The 25,278-nt window shown below is 64.1% G+C and carries 14 protein-coding genes and 1 pseudogene; 8 read left to right on the top strand and 7 right to left on the bottom strand.

Going from position 1 to position 25,278, the window contains the following annotated elements; translation table 11 throughout:
- Positions 1-136 precede the first annotated feature (136 nt).
- Together IPG97_10585 and IPG97_10580 are read right to left on the bottom strand one after the other, a co-directional pair.
- Positions 137-2,026, bottom strand: a complete 1,890-nt coding sequence (locus tag IPG97_10585) for a hypothetical protein (GenBank protein ID MBK6856968.1) — start codon at positions 2,024-2,026, stop codon at positions 137-139.
- Positions 2,023-5,318: pseudogene (locus IPG97_10580) on the bottom strand (isoleucine--tRNA ligase). Before IPG97_10580 ends, IPG97_10585 begins: the two are co-directional and overlap by 4 nt.
- Before the next feature lie 139 nt (positions 5,319-5,457).
- On the opposite strand from IPG97_10580, the gene IPG97_10575 reads away from it, so the two are divergent.
- Complete coding sequence (locus IPG97_10575) at positions 5,458-6,225, top strand: DUF1524 domain-containing protein (protein ID MBK6856967.1); 768 nt, start codon at positions 5,458-5,460, stop codon at positions 6,223-6,225.
- Between the two features lie 99 nt (positions 6,226-6,324).
- Here IPG97_10575 and IPG97_10570 read toward each other — a convergent pair whose 3' ends face one another.
- Positions 6,325-7,008: a hypothetical protein gene (locus IPG97_10570; protein ID MBK6856966.1), complete on the bottom strand. Its 684-nt coding sequence runs from the start codon at positions 7,006-7,008 to the stop codon at positions 6,325-6,327.
- 11 nt (positions 7,009-7,019) lie between these two features.
- Complete coding sequence (locus IPG97_10565; protein MBK6856965.1) at positions 7,020-7,856, bottom strand: RNA methyltransferase; 837 nt, start codon at positions 7,854-7,856, stop codon at positions 7,020-7,022.
- A gap of 154 nt (positions 7,857-8,010) precedes the next feature.
- Between IPG97_10565 and IPG97_10560 the strand changes: the two genes are divergently transcribed.
- Entirely contained in the window at positions 8,011-9,468 is a 1,458-nt protein-coding gene (locus IPG97_10560; protein MBK6856964.1) for a leucyl aminopeptidase, read from the top strand.
- Between the two features lie 23 nt (positions 9,469-9,491).
- Positions 9,492-10,448 carry an AbgT family transporter gene (locus IPG97_10555; protein ID MBK6856963.1) on the top strand — a complete coding sequence of 319 codons (957 nt, stop codon included), beginning with the start codon at positions 9,492-9,494 and terminating at the stop codon, positions 10,446-10,448.
- Here IPG97_10555 and IPG97_10550 read toward each other — a convergent pair.
- The 3 genes from IPG97_10550 to IPG97_10540 are packed head-to-tail and all read right to left on the bottom strand — an operon-like array spanning position 10,369 to position 11,368.
- Positions 10,369-10,716 (bottom strand): IS30 family transposase, encoded by a 348-nt coding sequence (locus IPG97_10550; protein ID MBK6856962.1) that lies wholly within the window; start codon positions 10,714-10,716, stop codon positions 10,369-10,371. The two genes, IPG97_10555 and IPG97_10550, sit on opposite strands and share 80 nt — an antisense overlap.
- The gene (locus tag IPG97_10545) at positions 10,713-11,159 is read right to left on the bottom strand and encodes an IS30 family transposase (protein MBK6856961.1); all 447 of its coding nucleotides are present in this window, start codon (positions 11,157-11,159) and stop codon (positions 10,713-10,715) included. Before IPG97_10545 ends, IPG97_10550 begins: the two co-directional genes overlap by 4 nt.
- Entirely contained in the window at positions 11,123-11,368 is a 246-nt protein-coding gene (locus IPG97_10540) for a helix-turn-helix domain-containing protein (GenBank protein MBK6856960.1), read from the bottom strand. Before IPG97_10540 ends, IPG97_10545 begins: the two co-directional genes overlap by 37 nt.
- Positions 11,369-11,607: 239 nt before the next feature.
- Between IPG97_10540 and IPG97_10535 the strand changes: the two genes are divergently transcribed.
- From IPG97_10535 to IPG97_10515, 5 genes are all read left to right on the top strand, one after another.
- Complete coding sequence (locus IPG97_10535; protein MBK6856959.1) at positions 11,608-12,330, top strand: AbgT family transporter; 723 nt, start codon at positions 11,608-11,610, stop codon at positions 12,328-12,330.
- 1,019 nt (positions 12,331-13,349) lie between these two features.
- On the top strand, positions 13,350-17,993 hold the full coding sequence (locus tag IPG97_10530; GenBank protein MBK6856958.1) for a hypothetical protein: 4,644 nt from the start codon (positions 13,350-13,352) through the stop codon (positions 17,991-17,993).
- A 467-nt stretch (positions 17,994-18,460) separates the two neighbouring features.
- Complete coding sequence (locus IPG97_10525) at positions 18,461-18,970, top strand: hypothetical protein (protein MBK6856957.1); 510 nt, start codon at positions 18,461-18,463, stop codon at positions 18,968-18,970.
- Between the two features lie 157 nt (positions 18,971-19,127).
- On the top strand, positions 19,128-20,129 hold the full coding sequence (locus IPG97_10520; protein ID MBK6856956.1) for an IS30 family transposase: 1,002 nt from the start codon (positions 19,128-19,130) through the stop codon (positions 20,127-20,129).
- Positions 20,130-20,465: 336 nt separating this feature from the next.
- The gene (locus IPG97_10515; GenBank protein ID MBK6856955.1) at positions 20,466-24,563 is read left to right on the top strand and encodes an RHS repeat-associated core domain-containing protein; all 4,098 of its coding nucleotides are present in this window, start codon (positions 20,466-20,468) and stop codon (positions 24,561-24,563) included.
- Positions 24,564-25,278: the final 715 nt, after the last annotated feature.

Raw genomic sequence — 25,278 nt, 5'->3', positions numbered from 1 at the left:
GTTCGGGGACAGAGCCCCTTGCGGCGGAGCCCCCGACCTGCGTAGAGCGGCTTTGCCGGTGGTAGCAGCGAAGGCGGCGGCCGTCAGGACGGCGACCGAACTCCGCCGGAAGGCTCTGCCTTCGGCGGATCCAGGCTCAGGGTGGGGACCCGGCCGGGAGGAGCCAGGCTTCGTACCAGTCGCGGTCCGACTCGAGCCGATGGAGCTCGGCCACATCGGCCGGGTCGGCGCCGTTCGCGACCAGGCTGGTTCTGAGCTCGACCGAATCGACCGTGACCATCTGATCAACGGGGAGTCCGGCATCCCGTCTTACCCGGACCTCGATGCGGTCGGTCTGCGCCCGATCTGTGGCCGACAGGTGGTCCCAGTGGACCAGCAGTTCGGCTCCGTCCGGCGGGATCCAGGAGTGGCGCAGGGACTTGCCGATCACGAACAGGTACGGGAGGTCGCTGCGTCCGGTGGACCGGAAGTCGCCGAACCGGGTGGCGTGGTCTGGGGTGAAGTCGAGCTGGTAGCCGTGACGAGCCAGGCTGGCCCCCGTCCCGGTGCCGACCGCGCTGAACTGGCGGGCATCGCGGTACCGGAAGGCGTAGGAGCCGGTGGGCAACTCATGGCGGATGGCGCGTGACAGTTCCCGGACGGCGGGATCGTTGGCGGCCATGGGCATCACCGGGTCGGACAGGGCGACGCGGATCGAGGCGAAGCTGGCCACGACGGCCACGGTCGCGCCCAGCACCGCGGCACCCACCCTGACCGTGCGCAGCATCGGCGGCGTGGCCCGTCGCAAGATGTCGACGATCGGCAGGAGAGCCACGGTCGTGGCCATTAGGGCCACCGGCCAGGACCATCGGAGCACGTAGTTGATGAGACCGCCGGTAGTGCGAGTCACCGTGACCACCGCGGCCAGGTGAATGGTGGCGGCGTAAACGGCCAGCTCCACACGTTGGGGTTGGGAACCGGCGTAGCGCCCGATGGCGGGCACGGTGCCGATGGCCAGGGCTACCGGCAGGATCAGCAGTGTCCAGATCGGAGCCGGGTCCACCGGCCACACGCCTTCGTGGACACCGAGCCACGCCGGGACGAACCCGAGCTCCCGGGCCGCTACCTCCAGGGAATCCTGGAGAGGAGGGGGGGTCTCGGGGCTGTCTCGGGCGAAGTCGACGAGGGCACGGATGTTGCCAGGCTCGTTGGTGATCTGGTCGACGATGGGCCCCGCCCACAGGGCCAAGGCCAGGGCCAGGAGGGCAGCGCCGGGGAGGAGGCGTGGCACCAGCCCCGGCGTGGTGGAGGTGGTGCTGCTTGCTCTGGCACGGCTCGGCTCGGGCACGGAGGTGTCGGCCCGGGATCGCAGCGACGGGCGCCCAGGCCTGAGCCATCGGCGCCAGCACCACCAGATGACACCGGCCCCGGTCGTGGCCAACACCACGGGGGCGTTGCCGAGGTGGCTCTGTGCGGCGTAGGACCCGGTGACCAGGGCCACGACCAGGGCCCAGCGAGATCCCTTGGCGGCGGCCAGTGCCGCCGTGAACAAGAAGCACAACAGAGGCAGGACGGTGGCCCACGGGTTCCAGGGGTCTGACAGGCGGATCACTCCGTGGCTGTGGATCAGGACAGCCATGGCCACGGTGACCAGGGCGGCAAAGCCCGTTCCGGCCAGGCGTCGGGCGGCGATGGCGGTGGCCACGATCGAAGCCGAGCTGACCAAGGTGAGATGGACCAAGACCGCGGAGGGTCCACCGAGGCGAAGGGCCGGCGCACCCAGCCAGAACATGAGCGGCCCGGGGTGGTCCCATCCGAATCGCGACCATGGGCCTCGCAGCGGAGGATGAGCCGTGAAGGCATCGTGCATCCGCAAGACGATGATGGCCTGATCACCGGCGGGCTCCCAGTCCAGCACCGCCACTCGGGCCAGCACGACCACGGCCGGGGCCAACGTGACGGCGAGCAGTCCGACGAGCAGCCAGTCCGATCGGGACCGGGACCGGACGGACCAACCTGCTGTTCGGCCCCCCTCGCCGGGCGTCATGCGCGCCTGAGGCTCCAAGTCACCGTGGCTCCGTCCAGTGGGGCCGAACCCTCACCAGAGGCCTCCCCCGGCACTTCTCCGGAGTTGGCGTAGGTGATCGATGTGGCCAGCACGCTCTGGGCAAGGTGGTCCTCGTGGGCCCTCACCATGGCTTGCTGGGGTTCGGGCAGTTCGATTCTCAGGTGTATCCGGTCGGTCACGTCCAGGCCCCCGTCTCGGCGGGCCTGTTGGACCAACCTCACCAGATCGCGGGTCACGCCCTCGGCGTGGAGTTCAGGCGTGACGGTCAGGTCCAACGCCACCACCAGCCCGGTGTCGATCATCCGCCCTTCGGGATCCACGTAGCGGACCGCTTCCGCGGCCAGGTCGGCGCGGCCGGAGTCGCCTTCTCCGGTGTCGAGGGCCAGCTCGTACTCACCGTCGTGAAGGATGTGGCCCCCCACGACCACCTCGCCGGTGTCATTGCGATGCCAGTCACCGGAGCGGGCCGCGGCCAGCACGGCTTGCACATCTCGACCCAGCCGGGGTCCCAGGACCCGTGGGTTGGGGCGGACCACCTCGGCCCCGTAGGCGGTCCGGTCTCCTTGGGTTGTCACCGCCTTGACGTTGAGCTCGTCGGCGATGAGTTGGGCGAACGGCACCAGCAGTTCGGCCCGGTCTCCGGCGACGGCCAGGGTCGACAGCGGAAGTCGGTTGCGGAGTTTGTGGTCCTCGCGCAGGCCCAGCGCCGTCGAACAAACCGCTCGGACCTCGTCCATGGCCCGGACCAGATCGGGTTCGACCGGAAGAGCGGCGGCATCGGGCCAGTCGGTGAGGTGGACGGAGCGGTGGCCGGTGAGTCCGGTGTGGATCTCTTCGGCCAGCATCGGTAGCAGCGGTGCCACAGCCTGCGACAAGGTCACCAGGACCGTGTACAGGGTGTCGAAGGCGTCGGCCTTGTCGGCCGCGGTCCCGCTGGCGTCGGCGTCGACAGCTCCCGGTGCCCAGAATCGTTCCCGGCTGCGGCGGATGTACCAGTTGTTGAGGGCATCCAGGTATGACCCGATCTGGTTGCAGGCTCCGGCCAGGTCGTAGACGTCGAGGGCAGTGGTGACCTCGTCGACCAGGGCGCCGGTCTTGGCCAGGATGTAGCGGTCCAGGTCCCCCTGGGCATCGGTGCGGAAACGGGCCCGGTACCGGTCGGCGTTGGCGTACAGGGTGAAGAAGTGGAAGGCGTTCCAGATCGGGTTGAGGACCAGCCTCACCACGTCGGAGATGCCTGAGCCGTCGGTGGCGATCCGCAGGTCCCCACCTCGGAGGATGGGGGAGGACATCAGGTACCAACGCAGGGCGTCGGAACCGATGGTCTCCATGACCTCTTCGGGGTCGGGGTAGTTGCGGAGCTTCTTGGACAGCTTGCGACCGTCGGCGTCGAGGACGACGCCATGGCAGATCACGTTGCGGAACGCAGGCCGGTCGAACAGGGCCACGGCCAGGACGTGTTGGGTGTAGAACCAGCCCCGGGTCTGGGCGATGTACTCGACGATGAAGTCGGCGGTGCAGTGCTGCTCGAACCAATCCTGGTTCTCGAAGGGGTAGTGGACCTGGGCGAAGGGCATGGAACCGGACTCGAACCAGCAGTCGAGCACTTCGGTCACCCGACGCATGGTGCTGCGACCGGTCGGGTCGTCGGGGTTGGGCCGGGTGAGTTCGTCGACCATCGGGCGGTGGAGATCGGTGGGTCGCACGCCGAAGTCGCGTTCGATCTCGTCGAGGCTCCCGTAGACGTCGACGCGGGGGTAGTCGGGATCATCGCTCTCCCACACCGGGATGGGAGCCCCCCAGAATCGGTTGCGGCTGATCGACCAGTCGCGGGCCCCCTCCAGCCATTTGCCGAAGGCTCCGTCGCGGACGTGGTCGGGGATCCAGTTGATCTCCTGGTTGGTTTCCAACAGCCGGTCGGTGAGGTCGGTGACCCGCACGTACCAGGACTGCATGGCCCGGTAGATGATGGGCGTGTCGGTGCGCCAGCAGTGCGGGTAGTTGTGGTCGTAGGTCTCGTGGCGCAGGACTCGGCCTTGCGCCTTGAGGTGGCGGATGATGTCGGGGTTGGCGTCGAACACGTTCACGCCCGCCCATTCGGTTACCTCGGCGGAGAACTGGCCCTTCTCGTCGACGGGTACGACCAGGGTGATGCCGGCGGCCTCGCATACCCGCTGGTCGTCCTCGCCGAAGCCGGGAGCCAGGTGGACCACCCCGGTGCCCTCTGCGGTGTCGATGAAGTCACCGGCCAGGACCCGGAAGCTGGCTTCGTTGTCGGCGAAGTAGCCGAACAACGGGGCGTAGGTGCGGCCGACCAGGTCCGAACCCTTGAGGGTGGCCACAGTGTTGGCGTTACCGAATTCGTTGGAATAGGTGGCCAGCGCGTCGGCCCCGATCACGTAGTGGACCCCATCGTGGGCCACCACCGCGTAGTCCAAGTCTGGGCCTACAGCCAGAGCCAGGTTTGAGGGCAGTGTCCACGGGGTGGTCGTCCAGGCCAGGATCTTGAGGGGGCTGGGTCGCCTGGGACGGGATCGAGGTCGAAGGCCACGGTGATGGCCGGGTCCTGGCGGGGGCGGGTGGCGTCGTCGAGTCGGATCTCGAAGTTGGACAGCGGGGTCTCGGCCCCCCACGAGTAGGGCATAACCCGGTACGCCTGGTAGATCAGGCCCTTGTCCCACAACTGCTTGAACGCCCACATGACGCTCTCCATGTAGGGGAGGTCCATGGTCTTGTAGTCGTCGGCGAAGTCGACCCAGCGGGCCTGGCGGGTCACGTAGCGCTCCCACTCCGCGGTGTAGCGGAGCACCGAGGTGCGGCAGTAGTCGTTGAACTGGGCGATGCCGTATTCGGTGATCGCCTTGTGGCCGGCGATGCCCAGTTCCTTCTCGGCCGCCATCTCGGCGGGAAGGCCGTGGCAATCCCAGCCGAAGCGCCGCTCGACGCGCCGTCCTCGCATGGTCTGGAACCGGGGGACGACGTCCTTCACGTAACCGGTGAGCAGGTGGCCGTAGTGGGGGAGGCCGTTGGCGAACGGCGGTCCGTCGTTGAACACGTAGCGGTCCGACTCGGGTCGGGCCTCGACCGAGGCCTCGAAGGTGGCATCCGCGGCCCACCGCTCCAGGATCCGACGTTCGATGGCGGGGTAGTCGGCCCGGCTCGGAACCTTCGGATACGGCGTCTCGGCGTCGGTGCTCACGGCCGACGAGCCTACCGACCGTCCCTGTCCGCCACCGATCTGGTTTGGCGCTGAATTTCGGCCGTCCGGCATCGGAGCCCCTACCGGCGAAGGAACTCCGCCGGAGGGGGGCGCGCCCGCTGGGGACGCGGTGTGGGCCATTCTGGGGGACATGCTCGGAGGGAGGCGAACAATCGGTCGCGAACCTCGGACCGCGGTTCGGTTGGGGGCTGTGGCTGTCGGCGTGGCGCTGATGGTCTCGGGCTGTTCGGCCGACTCATCATCCGTCCGTTCATCGGGGGCCGAACACGCCACCACCCGATCGGCGGTTAGCCCGGTGATCCCCGCACCATCGGTGTCCACCTCGCAGGGAGATGTCGAACCGCCACCATCGACCTCGGCGGCGTCGCTGCCGATCCCCCGGGGCTGGGTCACGACCGAGTCTCCGCCCGTGCCTACCGCCCCGGTCACCGCCCTGCTCGACCGATTGCCGGTGGCCACGCCGGACCCGGCTCGCCCCGACTATCGACGAGACGAGTTCGGTGACGGTTGGAGCTACGACCGAGACAGCGGATGCAACGTACGGGAGTACGTGTTGATCACCGAGTCGCGAACCGAAGCCCAAGTGGACGACCGGTGCAAGCCGCTGGCCGGAGACTGGGTTTCGGTCTACGACGGGGTGACCACCACCGATCCCACCGACCTGGAGATCGATCACGTGGTGGCCCTGTCCGAAGCGTGGCGTAGCGGAGCCTGGAGGTGGTCACGGGCGCGGAGGGAAGCCTTCGCCAACGACCTCGTTGATCCGGGGTCGTTGGTGGCGGTGACCACCCGCTCGAACCGTTCGAAGGGTGATTCGCCGCCCGATCAGTGGCTACCCGACGCCTTCGATGCTCGCTGCACCTACGTGGAGGCATGGATTCGCATAAAGACCCGCTGGGCCTTGACGATCTCACCACCGGAGAAGGCAACCCTGGTCCAGGTGCTGTCAGGCTGCTGATCACCGTGCCCCCGGAGGGCTCGGGGGCGCCTCTGATTGGGTGTTTGTAGTTCGGTGCCTGCTGGGGATCCTCAGGGGCCGTCGCCAATTGCGTTGGGTTCAGACGATGGCCTCCACGGCCAAGCTGGTGGCAGCAGCGAAACCCACGATCAAGGCCACGATCCAGGCCCACCAGGAAACGATCACCCACAGCCATGCCACTTTCAGGTTCGAAGGTGCGACGGCTGCAACCAGGGGCTGAGTTTGGGGGTCGGGGGTGAACTTGCCAACGACCTTGCCCAACAGCCGACTGGTTCGCCACGCACCGCCGACCTTCAGAGAATCTCCCCGGCCGCGACTGGCCGCAGCCCGGCGGATCAGCTCGTCCAACTCCGGGCTCTGGGTGAGCCCGGCGAAGTAGGACCGGGCCTGGCGAGCCGTCTCCTCGGGCTGGCTGACCGCCGCCGCCAGCGGCCGAATCCGCCGGACGGCAAGGTAGGGAGCTATCACGGCTGGCACGGTGAAGACGAGTGGCACCGCGGCTTCGATGGCTGGATCGTGCCATGCCCAAAGGCCGACGAGCAGTGCGACTGCACCGGTGAGGCCGGCCAGCCACGACATGATCAGCACCACCTGCTGCATCCTGCGGGCGAAGCGTGGAAGCCACCGCGCCATGCCGTCCACCAGTCGGCCGACATCTGTGACCTCCACCGTGGAGCGTCGGGTTTCGTCGGGGGCGGTGTCCCCGACCGGGGGTGCTGGTCGATCGATCGATGGTGGTTGCCACGGGGTCCCCGCTGGCATGGAACCTTGGCTCATGGTCTGCCTCTCCCGAGCACGAAGCACGCGATGGCCGCGGCGGCGGCCACGTTCAGTGAATCCACGTCGCCGTGGATGGGTATGCGGGCCGGTCGACCCACCTTGTCGAGGGTGTCGTTGGTCAATCCGGCTCCTTCTGCGCCCAGTACCAGCGCTACCTTCTCATCGGCGGCGAAGGTGAGGTCGTCGATCGACGTTGCTGCCGGGTCGGGGGTGAGTGCCAGAAGCGAGAAGCCGGCACCAGTGACCATGTCCAACCCGGCGGGAAAGCGGGGAAGGCGGGCGTAGGGGAGTCGGAACACCTCGCCCATGGCCACCCGGCTGGCTCGTCGGTAGAGCGGATCCACACAGGTCGGATCGAGCAGCAGTCCGTCTGCTCCCAGGGCGACGGCACTACGGGCGATGACCCCGAGGTTGGTGGGGTTGACCACCCCCTCGAGTACCACGATCCGGGTGGCAGCGCCCAGAACCGCCTCGGGCGAGGGAACGGCACGACGGGCCATCACCGCCATCATCCCGCGGTGGACGCCCATGCCGGTGATGCGCCGTACGACGTCGGGTCCCGCCGCGAAGACGGTGACCTCGTCGGGAAGTGCGGCCGGGAGGGGGGCCTTGCGGGTGGCGTCGATCAGCACGGATCGGACCCGGTAGCCGGCTTCCAGGGCTCGTTGGACCACCAGGTCGCCTTCGACGATGAAGATGCCGTCGAGGTCCCCGCCCGGTGATTCCCGCCGTCGGCGCAGGTCGTGGTCGCGCAGCCCGGCGTACTCGGCGATCCGGGGATCGTGGGGATCGTCGACGGCCACGGGACGGTGCGTGAGCAGGTCGGCCATGGCCCCAGTCTGGCCGCTGGTCTGGCGTAGGACCCGCCGCTGGCGAGCAGCGTCGAACAGCCGGTCGTCATCGGTGGATCCCGGAAGGAGTGGCGCGGTTATGGTGCGGTCCGGGTTGGGGTGAGATGCACCTTGGTCCCCTTGGAGGTCGACCGTGCAGATCGAAGTTCGTCCCGGTGATCTGGCCACCCACGATGGCGGGGTTGTGGTGGTCCTGTGCCTCCAGGGAGGTGAGCTGCCGTCGGCGTTGGTCGGCTTGGTGGAGGAGGCCGACTTCAGCGCTGCTCCCAACCAGACCGTGGTGGCCTACCCCCGTGGAGCCGTAGCTGCTCGGCGGGTGGTGCTGGTGGGGCTAGGTCCGGCCGATGCGCTCGACGAGGAGGGGATACGTCAGGCCGCGGCTTCGGCCATTCGTGCCGCCCGTCCCTTCGGAGAGGCTTCTGTCGTGGTCAGTGTCCCTGGCGACCTGGCAGTGAGCGGCGCTCGCCTCGGTGAAGCCTTGGCCACCGGTCTGGAACTGGGTGCCTACCGGTTCCTCCGGCACCGGACCAACCTCACCGACAACGAATCGTTCGAGGTCGAGTCGGTGGTGTTGCTCAGCGACGACGCGGCGATGGCCGAAGGGGTTGCCACCGGACAGGCCCTGGCCCGTGGCGTGATCCTGGCCCGTGACCTGGTCAACACCCCCGGTGCGATGAAGACGCCGCCCCAGTTGGCCGATCAGGCCGTCGCGCTGGGCGAACGCAACCCGGCCGTATCGGTCACGGTGCTGGACGAGGTGGCACTGGCCGATCAGGGCTTCGGCGGGATCTTGGCCGTGGGCACCGGCTCGGACAGCCCTCCTCGGTTCATCATCATGGAGTACGGCGCCGACCTGGAAGGCGTGCCCACGATCTGCCTGGTGGGCAAGGGCCTCACCTTCGACTCTGGCGGTCTCAACATCAAGCCGGCGGACGGCATGTTGTGGATGAAGAACGACATGGGCGGTTCGGCGGCCGTGTTCGGGGCCATGCAGGTGGTGGCCGAACTGGGACTACCGATACATGTGGTCGGGCTGGTGCCATCGGCCGAGAACATGCCGAGCGGACGGTCCTACCGGCCCGGCGACATCGTCACAACTCTCTCCGGCACCACCATCGAGATTCTCAACACCGACGCTGAGGGTCGGGTGATCCTCTCCGACGGACTCCACTACGCCCAGCGCTACCAACCCGATGCCATCATCGAGTTGTCGACCCTGACCGGCGCCGTCATCGTGGCGTTGGCCAACCATGCGTCGGGTCTGATGGCCACCGACCAGGCCTTGGCCGATGGTGTCTTGGCGGCGGGTCAGGCGTCGGGGGACCGGGCCTGGCAGTTGCCGCTGTGGGACGACTACCGGGAGATGGTCAAGGCCGAGAACGCCGACCTCAAGAACCTGGCCGGCCCTGCCGGAGGTTCGATCACCGCCGGGGCGTTCCTGGCCCACTTCGCCGGGGACTTCCCCTTCGTCCACCTCGACATCGCCGGCACCGCCTGGATCGACGCTCCCAAGAAGCCTTACATGGCCAGCGGCGGCACCGGTGCTGGTGTCGGGATCGTGACCCGCTACCTGCGTGACCTGGTCGGCTGAGCAGCCGGAACGGAGACCTGACCATGGCTGAGACCGCAACGGTCCACGAGGAGTCCGCCGGTGGGGGGTTCCTGGACAAGATCGAGAAGGTGGGGAACAAGGTCCCCCACCCGGTGATCATGTTCTTGTACCTGATCCTCGGGGTGATGGTGATCTCGGCGGTGCTGGCCGCCTTCGACGTGTCGGTCACCGAAGAGGTGGCCACGCCGGTTCCGCTGGCCAAACTCCAGGCCCTCCAAGATCAGCTCGGCGGGTCGGTGGTGCCCTACGACCTGACCACCGGCCAACAGGTGACCCTGCCCGAGTACACGGTGCAGGAGCAGACCTTCGAGGTCCAGAGCTTGTTGTCGGTGGACGGCGTGCGGTTCATGCTGTCGTCGTTCGTGAACAACTTCGCCGGGTTCGCGGTGGTGGCGGTGACGTTCGTGGCCATGGCTGGTGTGGGTGTGGCCGAGCACGCCGGGATGATGGGGGCGTTGATCCGCAAGCTGGTGGCAGTGGCCCCGGCCAGCCTGATCGGGTTCTTCATCATCTTCGTGGGCGTGCTGTCCAGCGTGGCTTCCGACGCCGGGTATCTGATCTTGATTCCGTTGGCGGCCACCGCCTTCTTCACCCTCGGTCGCCACCCTCTAGCGGGCATGGCTGCCGCCTATGCCGGGGTGGGGGCCGTGTTCGCAGTGAATGTGTTGATCACCCCGGTGGACTCGATGCTCAACGAGATCACCAACGAGGCCATCGGTACCGCTGGTGAACCGTTGACCATCACCGCCAACCTCTACTTCTCGATCGTGTCGTCGTTCGCCATGGCCTTGGTGGCGGTGATCGTGACCCAACGGATCGTCGAACCCCGGCTTGGAGCCTATGACCCCGCCGAAGGTGACCCGACGTGGGTGGGCGAGTTCAACCGGTCATCGCGACAGCGTGATGGTAGTGGTGGGCGGCGGTGGTCCAGCCGAGTGAGCGTCGGGGGATGGTGTTGATGCGGTGGGCGATTCGGTCGAGGTCGGCTTGGGTGTAGATCGAGAGGTCGGTGCCTTTGGGGAGCCAGCGTCGGATAAGGCCGTTGGTGTTCTCGTTGGTTGGGCGTTGCCATGGTTTGTGGGGGTCGCAGAAGTAGATGTCGATTCCGGTGGCTTGGGCGATGGCGGGGTGGTTGGCCATCTCGCTGCCGCGATCCCAGGTGAGGGTCAGTCTCAGCTCGGGTGGGATCGTTTCGAGGGTGGCGGTGAGGGCGTGTTGGGTGCTCAAAGCGGTGTAGGCACAGTTGGGTGTGTCGTGGCGGGCGAGCCACAGGTACCGGTTTTGCGGTCGACGAGGGTGATGATGGCGGACTGGTTGCGGGCGCCGATGATCTGATCGCCTTCGAGGTGACCGACCTCTGCCCGTGCCTCGGCGGCGGGTGGGCGGTTGTGAATGATGTTGAACTGGCCGAGAACGCTGGATCGTTGCTGGCTATGGCGTTGACCGGTGTGTCGGCGTCGTGGACGACGGCGGTGCAACATCTTGTGAACCTTGGTGGGCAGGCCGTGACGTTTCGGGGCGTAGACGCCCTGGTAGATCGTTTCGTGGGAGATGTTGGCGGTATAGCCGTGGAGGCCTTGGGCCAACTCGATCGAGATCGTCATCGGCGAATCTCCGGCCACGAGACGTTTGGTCACCTGCCACGCCAGTTCGGGTTCAGCGACCAGCATCGGTGCTTTGGTCGCAATCGTGCCTTGTCAGCTCGGACCTGCGCTTTGGTCGCGGTGTGCGCGGCTCGGCCACCGTTGCAGGCGATCTCGCGTCCGATCGTGCTGCGATGACGTCCCAGCCCGCGGGCGATACAGGCGTCGGAGTCACCGCGTTCGATCCCAGCGCGGATTTGCTCACGATCAGACGCGGTGAGTGGGTTAGCTGGCATGCTGGGACTCTCCATCGGTTCAGGGTGCTGTGTAGACAGCGGCCATCATGGCCGCCATCACGCTCTGACCGGTGGAGACCCATCACCTCACGGTGTTGCCGTCACCCCTTGAACCCGCCGTGGCCGCCGGTGGCCCCGACGCCGGACCGGCCGTGGCCGACACCCCAGACGACCAGGCCGAGGGCGACGGAGTCGACCATGAAGCCGAGGCCCTGGGGCTCAAGTACGCCTTCCGGGCCATGCTGGTCATGTTCGGGCTCATCGCCTTGGCCACCGCCCCGCCCGGGGCGCCGTTGCGTGATCCGGTCAGCGGCGACATCATCGGTAACACGCCGTTCATGGCCAGCCTGATCTTCTTGATCACTTTGATCTTCTTGGTGTGCGGCATCGCCTACGGCAAGGGTGCCGGGACCATCACCTCTAGCGCCGATGTGATCACCGGGGTTACCAAGACCTTCGCCGGCCTGGCCGGGTTGGTCTTCATGTTGTTGATGATCGCCCAGTTCATAGCCTTCTTCAACTTCACCAACATCCCCCGCGTGTTGGCGGTGCAGATGGCCGGTCTGCTCGAATCGGCCGGGCTCGGGGCGTTGCCGTTGCTGATCGGCTTCATCTTGGTGATCATCGTGTTGGACGTGATCATTCCTGGGGTGGTGCCCAAGTGGGCGATCTTCGCCCCGGTGTTCATTCCGATCTTCACCAGGCTGGGAGTGGCTCCCCAGACGGTGTTGGCCGCCTACCGGATCGGCGACTCACCCATGAACGTGGTGACGCCCCTCATGGTGTACCTGCCGTTCATCGTCACCGTCGCTCAGCGCTACAAGCGCGACGCCGGCATGGGCACGATCCTGGCCCTGATGATCCCCTACGTGGTGGCCATCACCGTGGCCTGGATCCTGCTGTTCGTCGCCTGGTGGGCATTGGGTCTCCCCCTCGGCCCCGGCTCCCCCGTAGCCCTCTAGACCCGACAGCGCTCGAGCCGCCGAACCAACTGCGAAGCAGGTAGCAAGGTCGCCGTCATCCGTGACGCGCAGATCCCTAGCAACCTCGATGTCCAGGTCGTGGCGTGTGTCCTGGGCGTTCGCCACCGCGAAGTTTGGCTCGAGTTCTGGATTGGAAATGCCGATCGGAGGTCATCTTGGTCGGCTCTTGGGATGGTGGCGTGGAGCGGCGTTTTGTTGGTGTCGGGGTGTTGTGGGCGGTTCTGGTTGGCGGACTTGCCTTGATTGCGTCCCCCCCTGTGGGAGCGGCGGAGCCGGTAGGTGGCGGTGATTCGCCGGTAGGTGCGCCGGCGTTGTGGTGTACTTCGTCGCAGCGGGTGTCGGTGTCTCATCTGGGGATTCAGCAGTGGTCGCCTGAGGCTTTTGTGGGGGTGTGGGTGCCGGCGGGGGCTCGGTTGGTCGCGACGGTGGAGGGTCGGGTTCATACCCAGTTTGGGTGGGGAAGCGATCATGGCTCGTATAGGCCGACGTTTCGGGCTTTTGATGGTGTGTCGGGTGATCCTCTGGTTGATTCAACTGCGGGGTTGGTCAGCGTGGGAAGTGCGGGCGAGCAGTGGGTCGAGATCGATCCATATGTGATGTATGCCGGCTACCAGAATCATGGATCTTCTGGCCGGGTCGTGTCGATGAGCGTTCGGTCTGAGCGCGCTTCTCAGGGTCTCGGTTTCGAGTGGTCGGTCACGTTTTCGTTGACGGATCCGAGTGGTGACCCGGTGGAGTCGGTTGGGGCTCCGGCGTGTCCGACGGGTGATTTTGATGATTCGGAGACGGCGGGTCCGAATCCGGCGATGGTGGATCAGTGTGGTACGTCTCGGGGTGTGGCTGATCCGGTGGATACTCGGACTGGGAGTATCAATTTCCCGTTGCCTGGTGTTGGGGTGGATGGTCGGGGCGCGGGTTTGGGGTTTGGGGTTGTCTACAATTCGTCGGCGGCGTGGTCGGATTCTGTGGTGGGTTTTGGGTGGTCTTCGGTGTTGGGGATGAAGGTGGCTGCGGCTGGTGCGGATCGGGTGGTCACTCAGGAGGGCGGGTCGACGGTTCGGTTCGGTCCGGATGGTTCGGGTGGTTGGGTGGCGCCGGGTCGGTTCCGGGCCTCTTTGGTGGCGGTTCCGGGTGGTGGTTGGGTGTTCACCAGGAATCATTTCGAGGTGTTCCGGTTTGACGCGGCTGGTCGTCTGGTGGGGTTGGGGGATCAGTTCGGCAACGAGACGGTGGTTTCTCGTGATGGCAGCGGTGAGGTCGTGTTCATGGAAGATGAGGCGGGCCGCCGGTTGACGTTTGGTTGGCAGGCGGGCCGTGTCGAGACGGTGTCTGATGGTGTGCGGTCAGTGTCTATGGCTTTTGACCAGTGGGGTGATCTGGTTTCGTTTACCGATGTTGGTGGTGGGGTGTGGTCTTTCGAATACTTTTCTGGGCATCGTTTGTGGAAGGTTCGCCGACCGGTTCATCAACCGTCGGGTCCTCAGATTGTGAACGCCTATGATCATCTGGGGCGGGTGGTTGCTCAGGTTGATGAGGCGGGCCAGCGCACCGAGTTGAACTATTTCACTCCGGTTCCGGGGTCGACGACGATTGTGTTCCCGTCGGGTATGCGGCGTATCGATCACTACAACACTCATGGGGTGCACGAGTCGACCACTCTGGCTCCGGGTACGGCCTTCGAGCAGGTGACCGTGTGGGAACGGGATCCGGTCACTTTCGCGTGTGAGAAGTTGACCAGCCCGGCTGGGGTGGTGGTGTTCGAGAATGATGCTCGTGGGAACCGGGAGATGGCTAGGGATGCGTCGGGGCGGGTGACGCGTTGGACCTACAACTTGTTTGATCAGGTGACGTCGGTGTCGGTGGGTGAGACCGCGGCCCCGTTGCCAGCGTCGACTGTGAATGTGGTGACCTCGACGGTTGCCTATAACGCTGATGGGATGCCCGAGACGGTGGTCGACGCTGTGGGCACGCTTGATGAGGCGTCGACGTCGTTGGTGTATGACCCGGTGCACCGCGGTGATCTGGTGGAGGTGATCGACGGTCGTAGCCAGCACTGGACCTATTCCTATGATCCCGGAACCGGGGACATGGTGTCGGTGACGGACCCGTTGGGGAACAAGACGTCGATGGGCTATGACCCGATCGGGCGTTTGGAGTGGGTGGTGGCCCCGAAAGGCAACCTGGTCGGTGCTGACCAGCAGTTGTGGAAGACGGTGTTGGTGTCTGATGAGTTTGGTCGGGTGGTCGAGGAGACCGACCCGTTGGGGAACCGGGTAAAGACCGGGTTCGACGCCAACGGGAACATGAACCGGGTGGAGACCGGGTTGTCAGCTGCGGTCACCACAGGCGACGTCACGACCTATGGGTATGACGAGGTGGATCGTCTCGAGGTGGTGGATCCGCCCGGTCCGGGGGCACGGAGCTATGAGTATGACCCTGATGGACGCCGAACCAGGTTCGTGAACGAACTGAACGGCGAATGGGTCTATGGCTATGACGGGCTTGGCCGTCTCGAGTCCGTGACCGACCCAGTCGGGGAAGTCACCTCCTATGGCTGGAACGGTGAGGGCCACCTCGGGTCGGTGACCCAGCCCGGCGGCACCTGTGTTGCACCCCGAACCGATTGCATCACCTACTCCTATGACTTGGCAGGCCGCCCGACCGGTGTCGACTACGCCGATCCGGCCACCCCCGACATCACTGCCATCACCTATGACGCTGTTGGCCGCCGCACTCACGCGTCGCGGGGCGGTGACACCGAAAGTTGGGTCTGGGATCGCCGGTCGCGGTTGAAGTCCCACACCGATGTGAACGGCCGTGCCACCAGCTACGGGTGGGACGACACCGGAAACCTGACGTCGATCTCCTACCCCGGCCAGTCCGCTCCGGTGACCAGAGAATTCGATGAGGCGGGACGGTTGGAGTCGGTCACGGACTGGACCGGGCGGCTGACAACGTTTGGCTATGACCAGAACAGCAACTGGTCCGAAACGGTGTTCCCGGTGTCGTCACAGAACCGTGACGTCTACTCGTTTGACCGCGCTGATCGGATGGTCGGAGTGTCTTGGAACCGCGGCTCCACCGTGCTGGGCAGCCTCTCCTATGGGCCCCGTGACTTGAAGGGCCAGGTCACCACCGTCACCGGCACCGGCGTGGTCGCTGGTCAGAACCAGTCGTGGTCCTATGACGACCGGGACCGCCTCACTTCGACTGGGACGGAGGGGTTCGGGTTTGATGCGGCCACGAACCTGGTCGACCAGGACGGTGTGTTGCAGGTGTTCGACCCCGCCCAACGCTTGTGTTGGACATCGCAAACCGCGGAGGGCGGTGATTGTGGGACCCCACCTGAGGATGCGACCACCTACGGCTATGACGCCCGCGGGAACCGGACGTCGATGACCTATCCGTCGGGAACGACCGCAACCTTCGGGTTTGATGCCGAGAACGGCATGACTTCGGCGGTGTTGCCGACGACGTGGCAAGACGACACCGTCCGCCAGTACGTACCGGTTGCTGCTACCCGCATTGCGGACAGCGCGGCGGGCACCGGAACTTGTGACAGCGCGCCGTGTGCCCGTATCGCCGCTGGTGATCCGGTGGCGGTGAAGGTCGCTGGTGTGGGTGGTATTCCCGCCACGGGGGTGACGGCGGTGGCAGTGTCGATCATCGCATCGGGCACCACATCGGATGGCTGGTTGGAGGTGAACCCGGCCGGTGACGCCGCCGCGGGGACGCTGCCGCTCAACGCCTTGCAAACGTCGGCTCAGACGGTGACGGCGAAGGTCGCCGCCAACGGCACCATCGTGCTCGCTTCTGATGTTGGGGTGGATGTGTCCGTTGATGTGGTCGGCTATTTCCGGGCGCCGTCCCCGTGGGTTCCAGCCCTGAACTACTGGCCGGTCACCCCCGCTGTTACCGCCGAATCGGCCTCGGGTGTCGGGACTTGTGATGGTTCGCCGTGCGGGACTCTGCCCGCTGGTGAAACCGACATCGCTACCGCTGGTCACGGCGGCATTCCCGCTGCTGGGGTGAACGCTGTGACGGTGTCGATCCTGGCGCAGAACGCCAACGGCGGCCAGGTCCGGGTGGCCCCGAATGCGACCGCCTCGGCGGGGGAGTTGGTGTGGGAGGCAGGCAGTGTCGGTGCTGCTGGGGTGTTCACCGTTCCGTTGAACCCTGACGGGACGGTCACTTTGGAAACCACTGGTGCCACCGATATCAGGGTGGCGGTCACGGGCTACTGGAAGATCCCCACCGGAAACGACACCGGACTCGGCCTGGAACTGCTCGAAGCCCCCACCCGACTCGTCGACACCACCACCAACGTCGGTGTCTGTGACAACGACCCGTGTGACACGCTCCAGTCGAACACACCGGTCGAGGTCGCGGTCACGGGGCAGGGCGGGCTGTCGGGTGAGATCATGGCGGTCATGGTTTCGGTCACCGCTATCAACCCGACCGGCACCGGAGTTCTCGGTGTTGGCACAACCGAAGCCGACTTGGGTGGCGGGGTCGTGGTGTTCGACCCAGCACAACACGCATCGGCCACCATGATCATCCCGCTCACCGACACCGGGACGTTCACGATCGGATCATGGACCGAAACTGACGTGGCGGTCGATGTGATCGGGGTGTTCCGGGCGCCGACGCGGACGTGGCGTTACGAATACGACACCACCGGCATGCGCACCGCCAAACAACTCGACAACACATCTGGCACCGGCGCCGAATGGCGCAAAGAGTTCAGCTGGATGATGGTGGGAGGGCGGCCCTTGCTGTTGGCCGAACACCAAGGGTCCCAGACGGCACTTGTGATCCACGGTCCCGGCGGAGTACCGATCTATCAGATCAACACCACGGGCGAAGTCCAATATCTGCACCAGGACCACCAGGGTTCAATCCGGCTTACCACCAACCCCAACGGCACTACCCGCAACACCATCACCTATGAGACCACTGGGCACATCTCAGGAAACACCAACTGGTGGCTCGAGCAACCGCTAATCGGGTTCGCCTCGCTGCAACACGACACCGAAACCGGCTACATCCACACCGGAACCCGCTCCTACGACCCCCAAAGCGGCCAATACACATCCAGCCACCCACTCTCAAGCATCGGAATCAACCCCTACAGTTTTGCGGGCGGAAATCCATCTGCTGCTGGGCAGTGGGTGGGTCCCACTGTAGGGTGGGCAAACGCGAATGGATTTCCATTTCCCGAGTTCCGTCTCGATGAGTCGACGCTCAGAAATCCCTTTGTTCAGGCAGCAGTGGTGGCAATCGCGTGCACCGCCAGCGCGGGCTGGTGCTTTGCTGCGAACGCGGCGATTGTAGCGCTCAATGCCTATGATCGCTACAATGTGCACGGGCTCTCCTGGGCCTTTGCTGCTGGAACTCTATTTGACATCTTGCTCGCAGTCATCCCACTTAAAGCGACCCGTACTTTGCGGGAGGTCAGGCATGCAATGGTCAACCAATATGGAGTGCCGCTCCTCATCTACTGGGCGCGTCCCCGTGGGGCTACCTCGGGGCTCCTGGTAAGAAATGGAACTCTTGCCACCGGGGCGTCACTTGCCAGCTATGGCGTAGGATGGGTAAGTCGCGATAGGTCGGTGGAATCGGCGCTTGGTTGTGAGAGTTGAGCAGCCCATTTGTAACCATCTTGGCGTCCGACAGTGTTGTGATCCGCAAGGCGAGAGGCAGAATGGTGGCAAGGGTAATCTTCCTCGCAGTCTCGACCTCCATAGTTCTCGTCACCAATCGTGGGGCTTGGCCATTATGTGCCTTCCTGCTAGTTGCGGGTGTGTGGACTTTAGGTCAAGCAGCTCAGAAAGTGACTGGATGCGACAAGGGAATTGTAGTTTCTAGACCACTCACCCGAGACGAATGTATTCCTTGGCGTGATGCTAGTCAGCCGCAAGTCCAGATGCCAACTAGTCTTGGTGGTAGGGTTGAAGTAACCCTCATGCGCGCGGGAGGTGGCAGCCCGATTTACCTCCATGCACTGTGCGGCTACTTCTTTGACCTGCAAGGTGTCGGTTATCAGCTGCCTCACATTCTGGACAAACTCTGGTCGTTCGCGCCTGATGATCGATTGGACCGTAGGTAGATGATCGGGCTGCGTGTTGCTATGGCGCCGGGTGGATTTTCGATTCGGTCAAGATTTCAGGATGCTTCATTGGCCTTGGGCGTAGTCTTCATAGGCTTCGGTCTCTGGTCAGTGTTTACTCCCGTTGGGCTAATGGGCGCTGCATTGTGCCTTGGTTTCGGAGTCCACTACATAGCCGCTGCCGTCGCTAGGTCAGCTCGCGTTGATGCCAAGGGGATTTGTATTGTTTACAATCAATTTGTTTCCCTATCCTACTCGTGGCAGGAGATCGCCGGTGTCGTCATATTGGCTGAGGACCGGACAAACCTGCGGGTCTGGCTGATTACCAGGGAGAATATTCTCCTCCCAGTTCCCCCGGGGGTCGCGTGGGCGCCTGGGAGTAGGAGGCCAGTTGCCGAGACCTCAGAATTGGTCAAATTGATAGCGTCCTTCGCGCCGGACAATTTGAGCGACAAGCTACTTGTCCATCCGGAATTCAGGAATCCAATCGTAGGCATTGATGATAACTGAGAACGCTGGTCTGATTTGGCCCCACTTTGGGGGGTGTCGGCGGGTTCAAGGGGTGACGGCAACACCGTGAGGTGATGGGTCTCCACCGGTCAGAGCGTGATGGCGGCCATGATGGCCGCTGTCTACACAGCACCCTGAACCGATGGAGAGTCCCAGCATGCCAGCTAACCCACTCACCGCGTCTGATCGTGAGCAAATCCGCGCTGGGATCGAACGCGGTGACTCCGACGCCTGTATCGCCCGCGGGCTGGGACGTCATCGCAGCACGATCGGACGCGAGATCGCCTGCAACGGTGGCCGAGCCGCGTACACCGCGACCAAAGCGCAGGTCCGAGCTGACAAGGCACGATTGCGACCAAAAGCACCGATGCTGGTCGCTGAACCCGAACTGGCGTGGCAGGTGACCAAACGTCTCGTGGCCGGAGATTCGCCGATGACGATCTCGATCGAGTTGGCCCAAGGCCTCCACGGCTATACCGCCAACATCTCCCACGAAACGATCTACCAGGGCGTCTACGCCCCGAAACGTCACGGCCTGCCCACCAAGGTCTACAAGATGTTGCACCGCCGTCGTCCACGACGCCGACACACCGGTCAACGCCATAGCCAGCAACGATCCAGCGTTCTCGGCCAGTTCAACATCATTCACAACCGCCCACCCGCCGCCGAGGCACGGGCAGAGGTCGGTCACCTCGAAGGCGACCAGATCATCGGCGCCCGCAACCAGTCCGCCATCATCACCCTCGTCGACCGCAAAACCCGGTACCTGTGGCTCGCCCGCCACGACACACCCAACTGTGCCTACACCGCTTTGAGCACCCAACACGCCCTCACCGCCACCCTCGAAACGATCCCACCCGAGCTGAGACTGACCCTCACCTGGGATCGCGGCAGCGAGATGGCCAACCACCCCGCCATCGCCCAAGCCACCGGAATCGACATCTACTTCTGCGACCCCCACAAACCATGGCAACGCCCAACCAACGAGAACACCAACGGCCTTATCCGACGCTGGCTCCCCAAAGGCACCGACCTCTCGATCTACACCCAAGCCGACCTCGACCGAATCGCCCACCACATCAACACCATCCCCCGACGCTCACTCGACTGGACCACCGCCGCCCACCACTACCATCACGCTGTCGCGATGACCGGTTGAACTCGCCCTGGTCGTGTGGTGGGGTTGGGGGATCAGTTCGGTAACGAGACGGTGGTTTCTCGTGATGGCAGCGGTGAGGTCGTGTTCATGGAAGATGAGGCGGAACGCCGGTTGACGTTTGGTTGGAACGCGGGCCGTGTCGAGACGGTGTCTGATGGTGTGCGGTCAGTGTCTATGGATTATGACCAGTGGGGTGATCTGGTTTCGTTTACCGATGTTGGTGGTGGGGTGTGGTCTTTCGAATACTTTTCTGGGCATCGTTTGTGGAAGGTTCGCCGGCCGGTTCATCAACCGTCGGGTCCTCAGATTGTGAACACCTATGATCATCTGGGGCGGGTGGTTTCTCAGGTTGATGAGGCGGAGCAACGCACCGAGTTGAACTATTTCACCCCGGTTCCGGGGTCGACCACGATTGTGTTCCCGTCGGGTATGCGGCGTATCGATCACTACAACACCCATGGGGTGCACGAGTCGACCACTCTGGCTCCGGGTACGGCCTTCGAGCAGGTGACCGTGTGGGAACGGGATCCGGTCACGTTCGCGTGTGAGAAGTTGACCAGCCCGGCTGGGGTGGTGGTGTTCGAGAACGATGCTCGTGGGAACCGTGAGATGGCTAGGGATGCGTCGGGGCGGGTGACGCGTTGGACCTACAACTTGTTTGATCAGGTGACGTCGGTGTCGGTAGGTGAGACCGCGGCCCCGCTGCCAGCGTCGACTGTGAATGTGGTGACCTCGACGGTTGGCTATAACGCTGATGGGATGCCCGAGACGGTGGTCGACGCGGCGGGCACGCTTGATGAGGCGTCGACGTCGTTGGTGTATGACCCGGTTCACCGCGATGATCTGGTGGAGGTGATCGACGGTCGTAGCCAGCACTGGGCGTATTCCTATGATCCCGGAACCGGGGACATGGTGTCGGTGACGGACCCGTTGGGGAACAAGACGTCGATGGGCTATGACCCGATCGGGCGTTTGGAGTGGGTGGTTTCCCCGAAAGGCAATCTGGTGGGCGCTGACCCTGACCTGTGGAAAACCAGGTTGGTGTCTGATGAGTTTGGTCGGGTGGTCGAGGAGACCGATCCGTTGGGGAACCGGGTGAAGACCGGTTACGACCTGAACGGGAACATGGTCCGGGTGGAGACCGGGTTGTCTGCGACGGTCACCACAGGTGATGTCACGACCTATGGGTATGACGTGGTGGATCGTCTCGAGGTGGTGGATCCGCCCGGTCCGGGGGCACGGAGCTATGAGTATGACCCTGATGGACGCCGGACCAGGTTCGTGAACGAACTGAACGGCGAATGGGTCTATGGCTATGACGGGCTTGGCCGTCTCGAGTCGGTGACGGACCCGGTCGGGGAGGTCACCTCCTATGGCTGGAACGGTGAGGGCCACCTGGGGTCGGTGACCCAGCCTGGCGGCAGTTGTGTTGCACCCCGGACCGGTTGCATCACGTACGCGTATGACTTGGCGGGCCGCCCGACCGGTGTCGATTACGCCGATCCGGCTACCCCAGACATCACTGCCATCACCTATGACGCTGTGGGTCGCCGTACTCACGCGTCGCGCGGTGGTGATACTGAGATGTGGGTGTGGGATCAGCGTTCCAGGTTGAAGTCCCACACGGATGTGAACGCCCGCACTACGACCTATGGCTGGGACGACGCATCGAACCTGACGTCGATTGGTTACCCGGGCCAGTCCACGCCGGTGATCAGAGAGTTCGATGATGCGGGACGGTTGGAGTCGGTCACGGACTGGACCGGGCGGCTGACAACGTTTGGCTATGACCAGAACAGCAACTGGTCCGAAACGGTGTTCCCGGTGTCGTCACAGAACCGTGACGTCTACAGCTTTGATCGCGCTGATCGGATGGTCGGCGTGTCTTGGAACCGTGGCTCCACGGTGCTCGGCTCGCTCTCCTATGGGCCCCGTGACTTGAAGGGCCAGGTCACCACAGTCACCGGCACCGGGGTCGTGGCTGGCCAGAACCAGTCGTGGGGCTATGACGACCGGGACCGACTGACCGCGACCGGGACGGAGGGGTTCGGGTTTGATGCGGCCACGAACCTGGTCGACGCAGATGGGGTGCTGCAGGTGTTCGACCCCGCCCAACGCTTGTGTTGGACATCGCAAACCGCCGAGGGCGGTGATTGTGGGACTCCACCCGCTGATGCCACCACCTATGGCTATGACGCCCGCGGGAACCGGACCTCGATGACGTTCCCGTCGGGAACGACCGCAACGTATGGGTTTGATGCCGAGAACCGCATGACCAGCGCGGTCCTGCCCACGACGTGGCAAGACGACACCGTCCGCCAATACGTCCCAGTCCCCGCGTCTCGCATCGTCGACACCACGACGGGTGCTGGGACTTGTGATGGTGCCCCGTGCGCGAGGATCGCCGCTGATGACCCTGTCGCGGTGAAGGTCGCTGGTGTGGGTGGTGTGCCGGCGTCGGGGGTGACGGCGGTGGTGGTGTCGATCATCGCGTCCGGCACAACTGGTGATGGCTGGTTGGAAGTGAACCCCGCTGGTGACGCCGCCGCGGGAACCCTCCCGCTCAACGCGGGACAAACCTCGGCTCAGACCGTGACGGCGAAGGTCGCAGCGAACGGGACGATCACCTTGGCTAGTGGGGTGGGTGTGGATGTGTCGGTCGATGTGGTCGGGTACTTCCGGGCACCGTCCCCGTGGGTGCCGGCCCTGAACTACTGGCCGGTCACCCCCGCAGTCACCGCCGAATCCACGTCGGGTACTGGTGTGTGTGACGGCTCGCCGTGTGGGACTCTCCCGGCGGGTGAAACCGACATCGCTACCGCCGGTCACGGTGGGATCCCAGCCACAGGGGTGAACGCGGTCACCGTGTCGATCCTGGCCCAGAACGCTTCTGGTGGCCAGGTGCGGGTGGCCCCGAATGCGACCGCCTCGGCGGGTGAGTTGGTGTGGGAAACGGGCAGTGTCGGTGCCGCTGGTGTGTTCACGGTTCCGTTGAACCCTGACGGCACCATCACCCTCCACGCCGCCGGCCCCACCAACATCAGGGTGGCGGTGACGGGGTATTGGAAGATCCCCACCGGAAACGACACCGGTCTCGGCCTGGATCTTCTCGATGCCCCCACCCGTCTCGTGGACACCACCACCGGCACCGGTGTCTGTGACAACGCCCCGTGTGACACGCTCCAGGCGAACACACCGGTCGAAGTCGCGGTCACGGGGCAGGGCGGGCTGAGTGGTGAGATCATGGCGGTCATGGTTTCGGTCACCGCTATCAACCCGACCGGCACCGGTGTGCTGGGTGTTGGGACAACCGACGCCGACTTGGGTGGCGGGATCGTGGTGTTCGACCCAGCCCAACACGCCTCGACCACCATGATCATCCCGCTCACCGACACCGGGACGCTCACGATCGGATCCTGGACCCAAACTGATGTCGCGGTCGATGTGATCGGCGTGTTCCGGGCGCCGACGCGGACGTGGCGTTACGAATACGACACCACCGGCATGCGCACCGCCAAGCAACTCGACAACACGGCTGGCACCGGTGTGGAGTGGCGTAAGGAACACACATGGACCGCCAGCGGCGGTCTGCCGTTGTTGCTCTCTGAGCATCAAGGCGCACAGAGCGCGTATGTGATCTACGGGCCGGGCGGGACAGCGATCTATCAGATCAACACCACCGGAGAAGTCCAATACCTTCACCAAGACCATCAAGGCTCGACCCGGCTTACCACCAACGCGAATGGAACCACCCGCAACACCATCACCTACAACGCCCACGGTGAAATCATCGCAAACACCAACTGGTGGCTCGAACAACCATTAGCCGGATACACCGGCCAATACCACGACCCCGAAACCGGCTACATCTACCTAAGAGCCCGCCACTACGACCCAGTGACGGGGCAATTCACGACCCAAGACCCCCTCGTAGCCATCACCGAAGAACCCTACGGATACGTCGGTGGAAATCCCGCCAACAGGACGGACCCGACCGGATTGTGTGTAATGGGGTTGCCATGCCCAGATGCAGCGTTGGAGGTGCTGGGGTACGTCCTTGGTGCTGACCAAGCGTTACTGGACCTTCGAGATCTTCTGCCGGTATTGAGGCGGGACCTTGGGAATTTCGATTACGGAAGGTGCGGCGCCGGTGTAGTCAATATGACAAAAGGGTTGGTAAAAGTAGAACAGGGATTCTTCGCTCCAATCGTTCCCGAGCCATCGGGCCTGTCCAAGGCCTTAGCAGGATATCTTCTCGTGTCTGGTGGTCTCAACCTGCTTCGGGGATACAGGCAAATGCAAAACTGTGACCGTCCGCTTACGGCTGAGGAGAGAACGCTTCAGAGTAATCTAAAACGTCTTCTGTTCGGCGTCCTCCCAGACCTTGTTGGTGACAAATGGGAAGCAATTATCTCGGTTGGTGGGTTCCCGTGATGGACGAGGCTCAGATACGAGAGGCCTGGCGCTCACTTCTGGTGGCAGTGTTTGACGGAGTTCAAATGACGTCGGCGACCTCGAGATTTGTTGTTGGTGTGTCAAACCTTTATATTGCGCTCGCTCCGTTGCCCTATCCGTTCGCTGCGGTGACCTACCGCGCAATGGTGGTAGATTCGGATCTTTCGACGGTAGTGGCAGTAAAGAGAGGTTTGAGAGGAGTCAAACGAGTTCTTTGGCGAGGATCCTCAGATGAAATCCAAGTACGGAATGGTACGTTTACCCGTATTCAAATTCCTGGTGGCCCCTCCCTCGTTGTCAGTCCGTGGCTTCCTGGTACATATTTGGAGGATCTTGGATTGTGATGAAGGATTGTGTTGCGCCCGCGATATTGGTGGCTGGCTTGACTTTTGGACTAGCAACACGGATCATTTGGTCCATTAAGCGAGCGGCTACCAAGGAACATCTAGAATATTGCCATAAGATCCGGCTTCGGGTATCAATTGGACTTCCGGTTGGAATTTTCTTGGTGTGCGCCGTGTCGAGATGACAGGAGAACGGCGAGTTCGAGGCGTGACGGCAACACCGTGAGGTGATCGGTCTCCACCAGCCAGAGCATGATGGCGGCCATGGTGGCTGTGGGCACGGCGGCCCTCGCCAGGCTGCGAGCCTGGTCGGCCATGCGATGGGGCGGCGCTCTAGTTGCGCTGCTGGG

This window comes from Microthrixaceae bacterium, from assembly GCA_016702505.1.
In the GTDB taxonomy this organism is placed as follows: Bacteria; Actinomycetota; Acidimicrobiia; order Acidimicrobiales; family Iamiaceae; genus Aquihabitans.
The sequence above is the reverse complement of the archived record's forward strand: the minus strand, read 5'-3'. Positions and strand labels throughout refer to the sequence as shown.

Coding starts and splice junctions, on each gene's coding strand:
- IPG97_10585 (MBK6856968.1), bottom strand. CDS start 2,026: ATGACGCCCGGCGAGGGGGGCCGAACAGCAGGTTGGTCCGTCCGGTCC.
- IPG97_10570 (MBK6856966.1), bottom strand. CDS start 7,008: ATGCCAGCGGGGACCCCGTGGCAACCACCATCGATCGATCGACCAGCA.
- IPG97_10565 (MBK6856965.1), bottom strand. CDS start 7,856: ATGGCCGACCTGCTCACGCACCGTCCCGTGGCCGTCGACGATCCCCAC.
- IPG97_10555 (MBK6856963.1), top strand. CDS start 9,492: ATGGCTGAGACCGCAACGGTCCACGAGGAGTCCGCCGGTGGGGGGTTC.
- IPG97_10545 (MBK6856961.1), bottom strand. CDS start 11,159: ATGCTGGTCGCTGAACCCGAACTGGCGTGGCAGGTGACCAAACGTCTC.
- IPG97_10540 (MBK6856960.1), bottom strand. CDS start 11,368: ATGCCAGCTAACCCACTCACCGCGTCTGATCGTGAGCAAATCCGCGCT.
- IPG97_10535 (MBK6856959.1), top strand. CDS start 11,608: ATGCTGGTCATGTTCGGGCTCATCGCCTTGGCCACCGCCCCGCCCGGG.
- IPG97_10530 (MBK6856958.1), top strand. CDS start 13,350: ATGAAGGTGGCTGCGGCTGGTGCGGATCGGGTGGTCACTCAGGAGGGC.
- IPG97_10525 (MBK6856957.1), top strand. CDS start 18,461: ATGATCGGGCTGCGTGTTGCTATGGCGCCGGGTGGATTTTCGATTCGG.
- IPG97_10520 (MBK6856956.1), top strand. CDS start 19,128: ATGCCAGCTAACCCACTCACCGCGTCTGATCGTGAGCAAATCCGCGCT.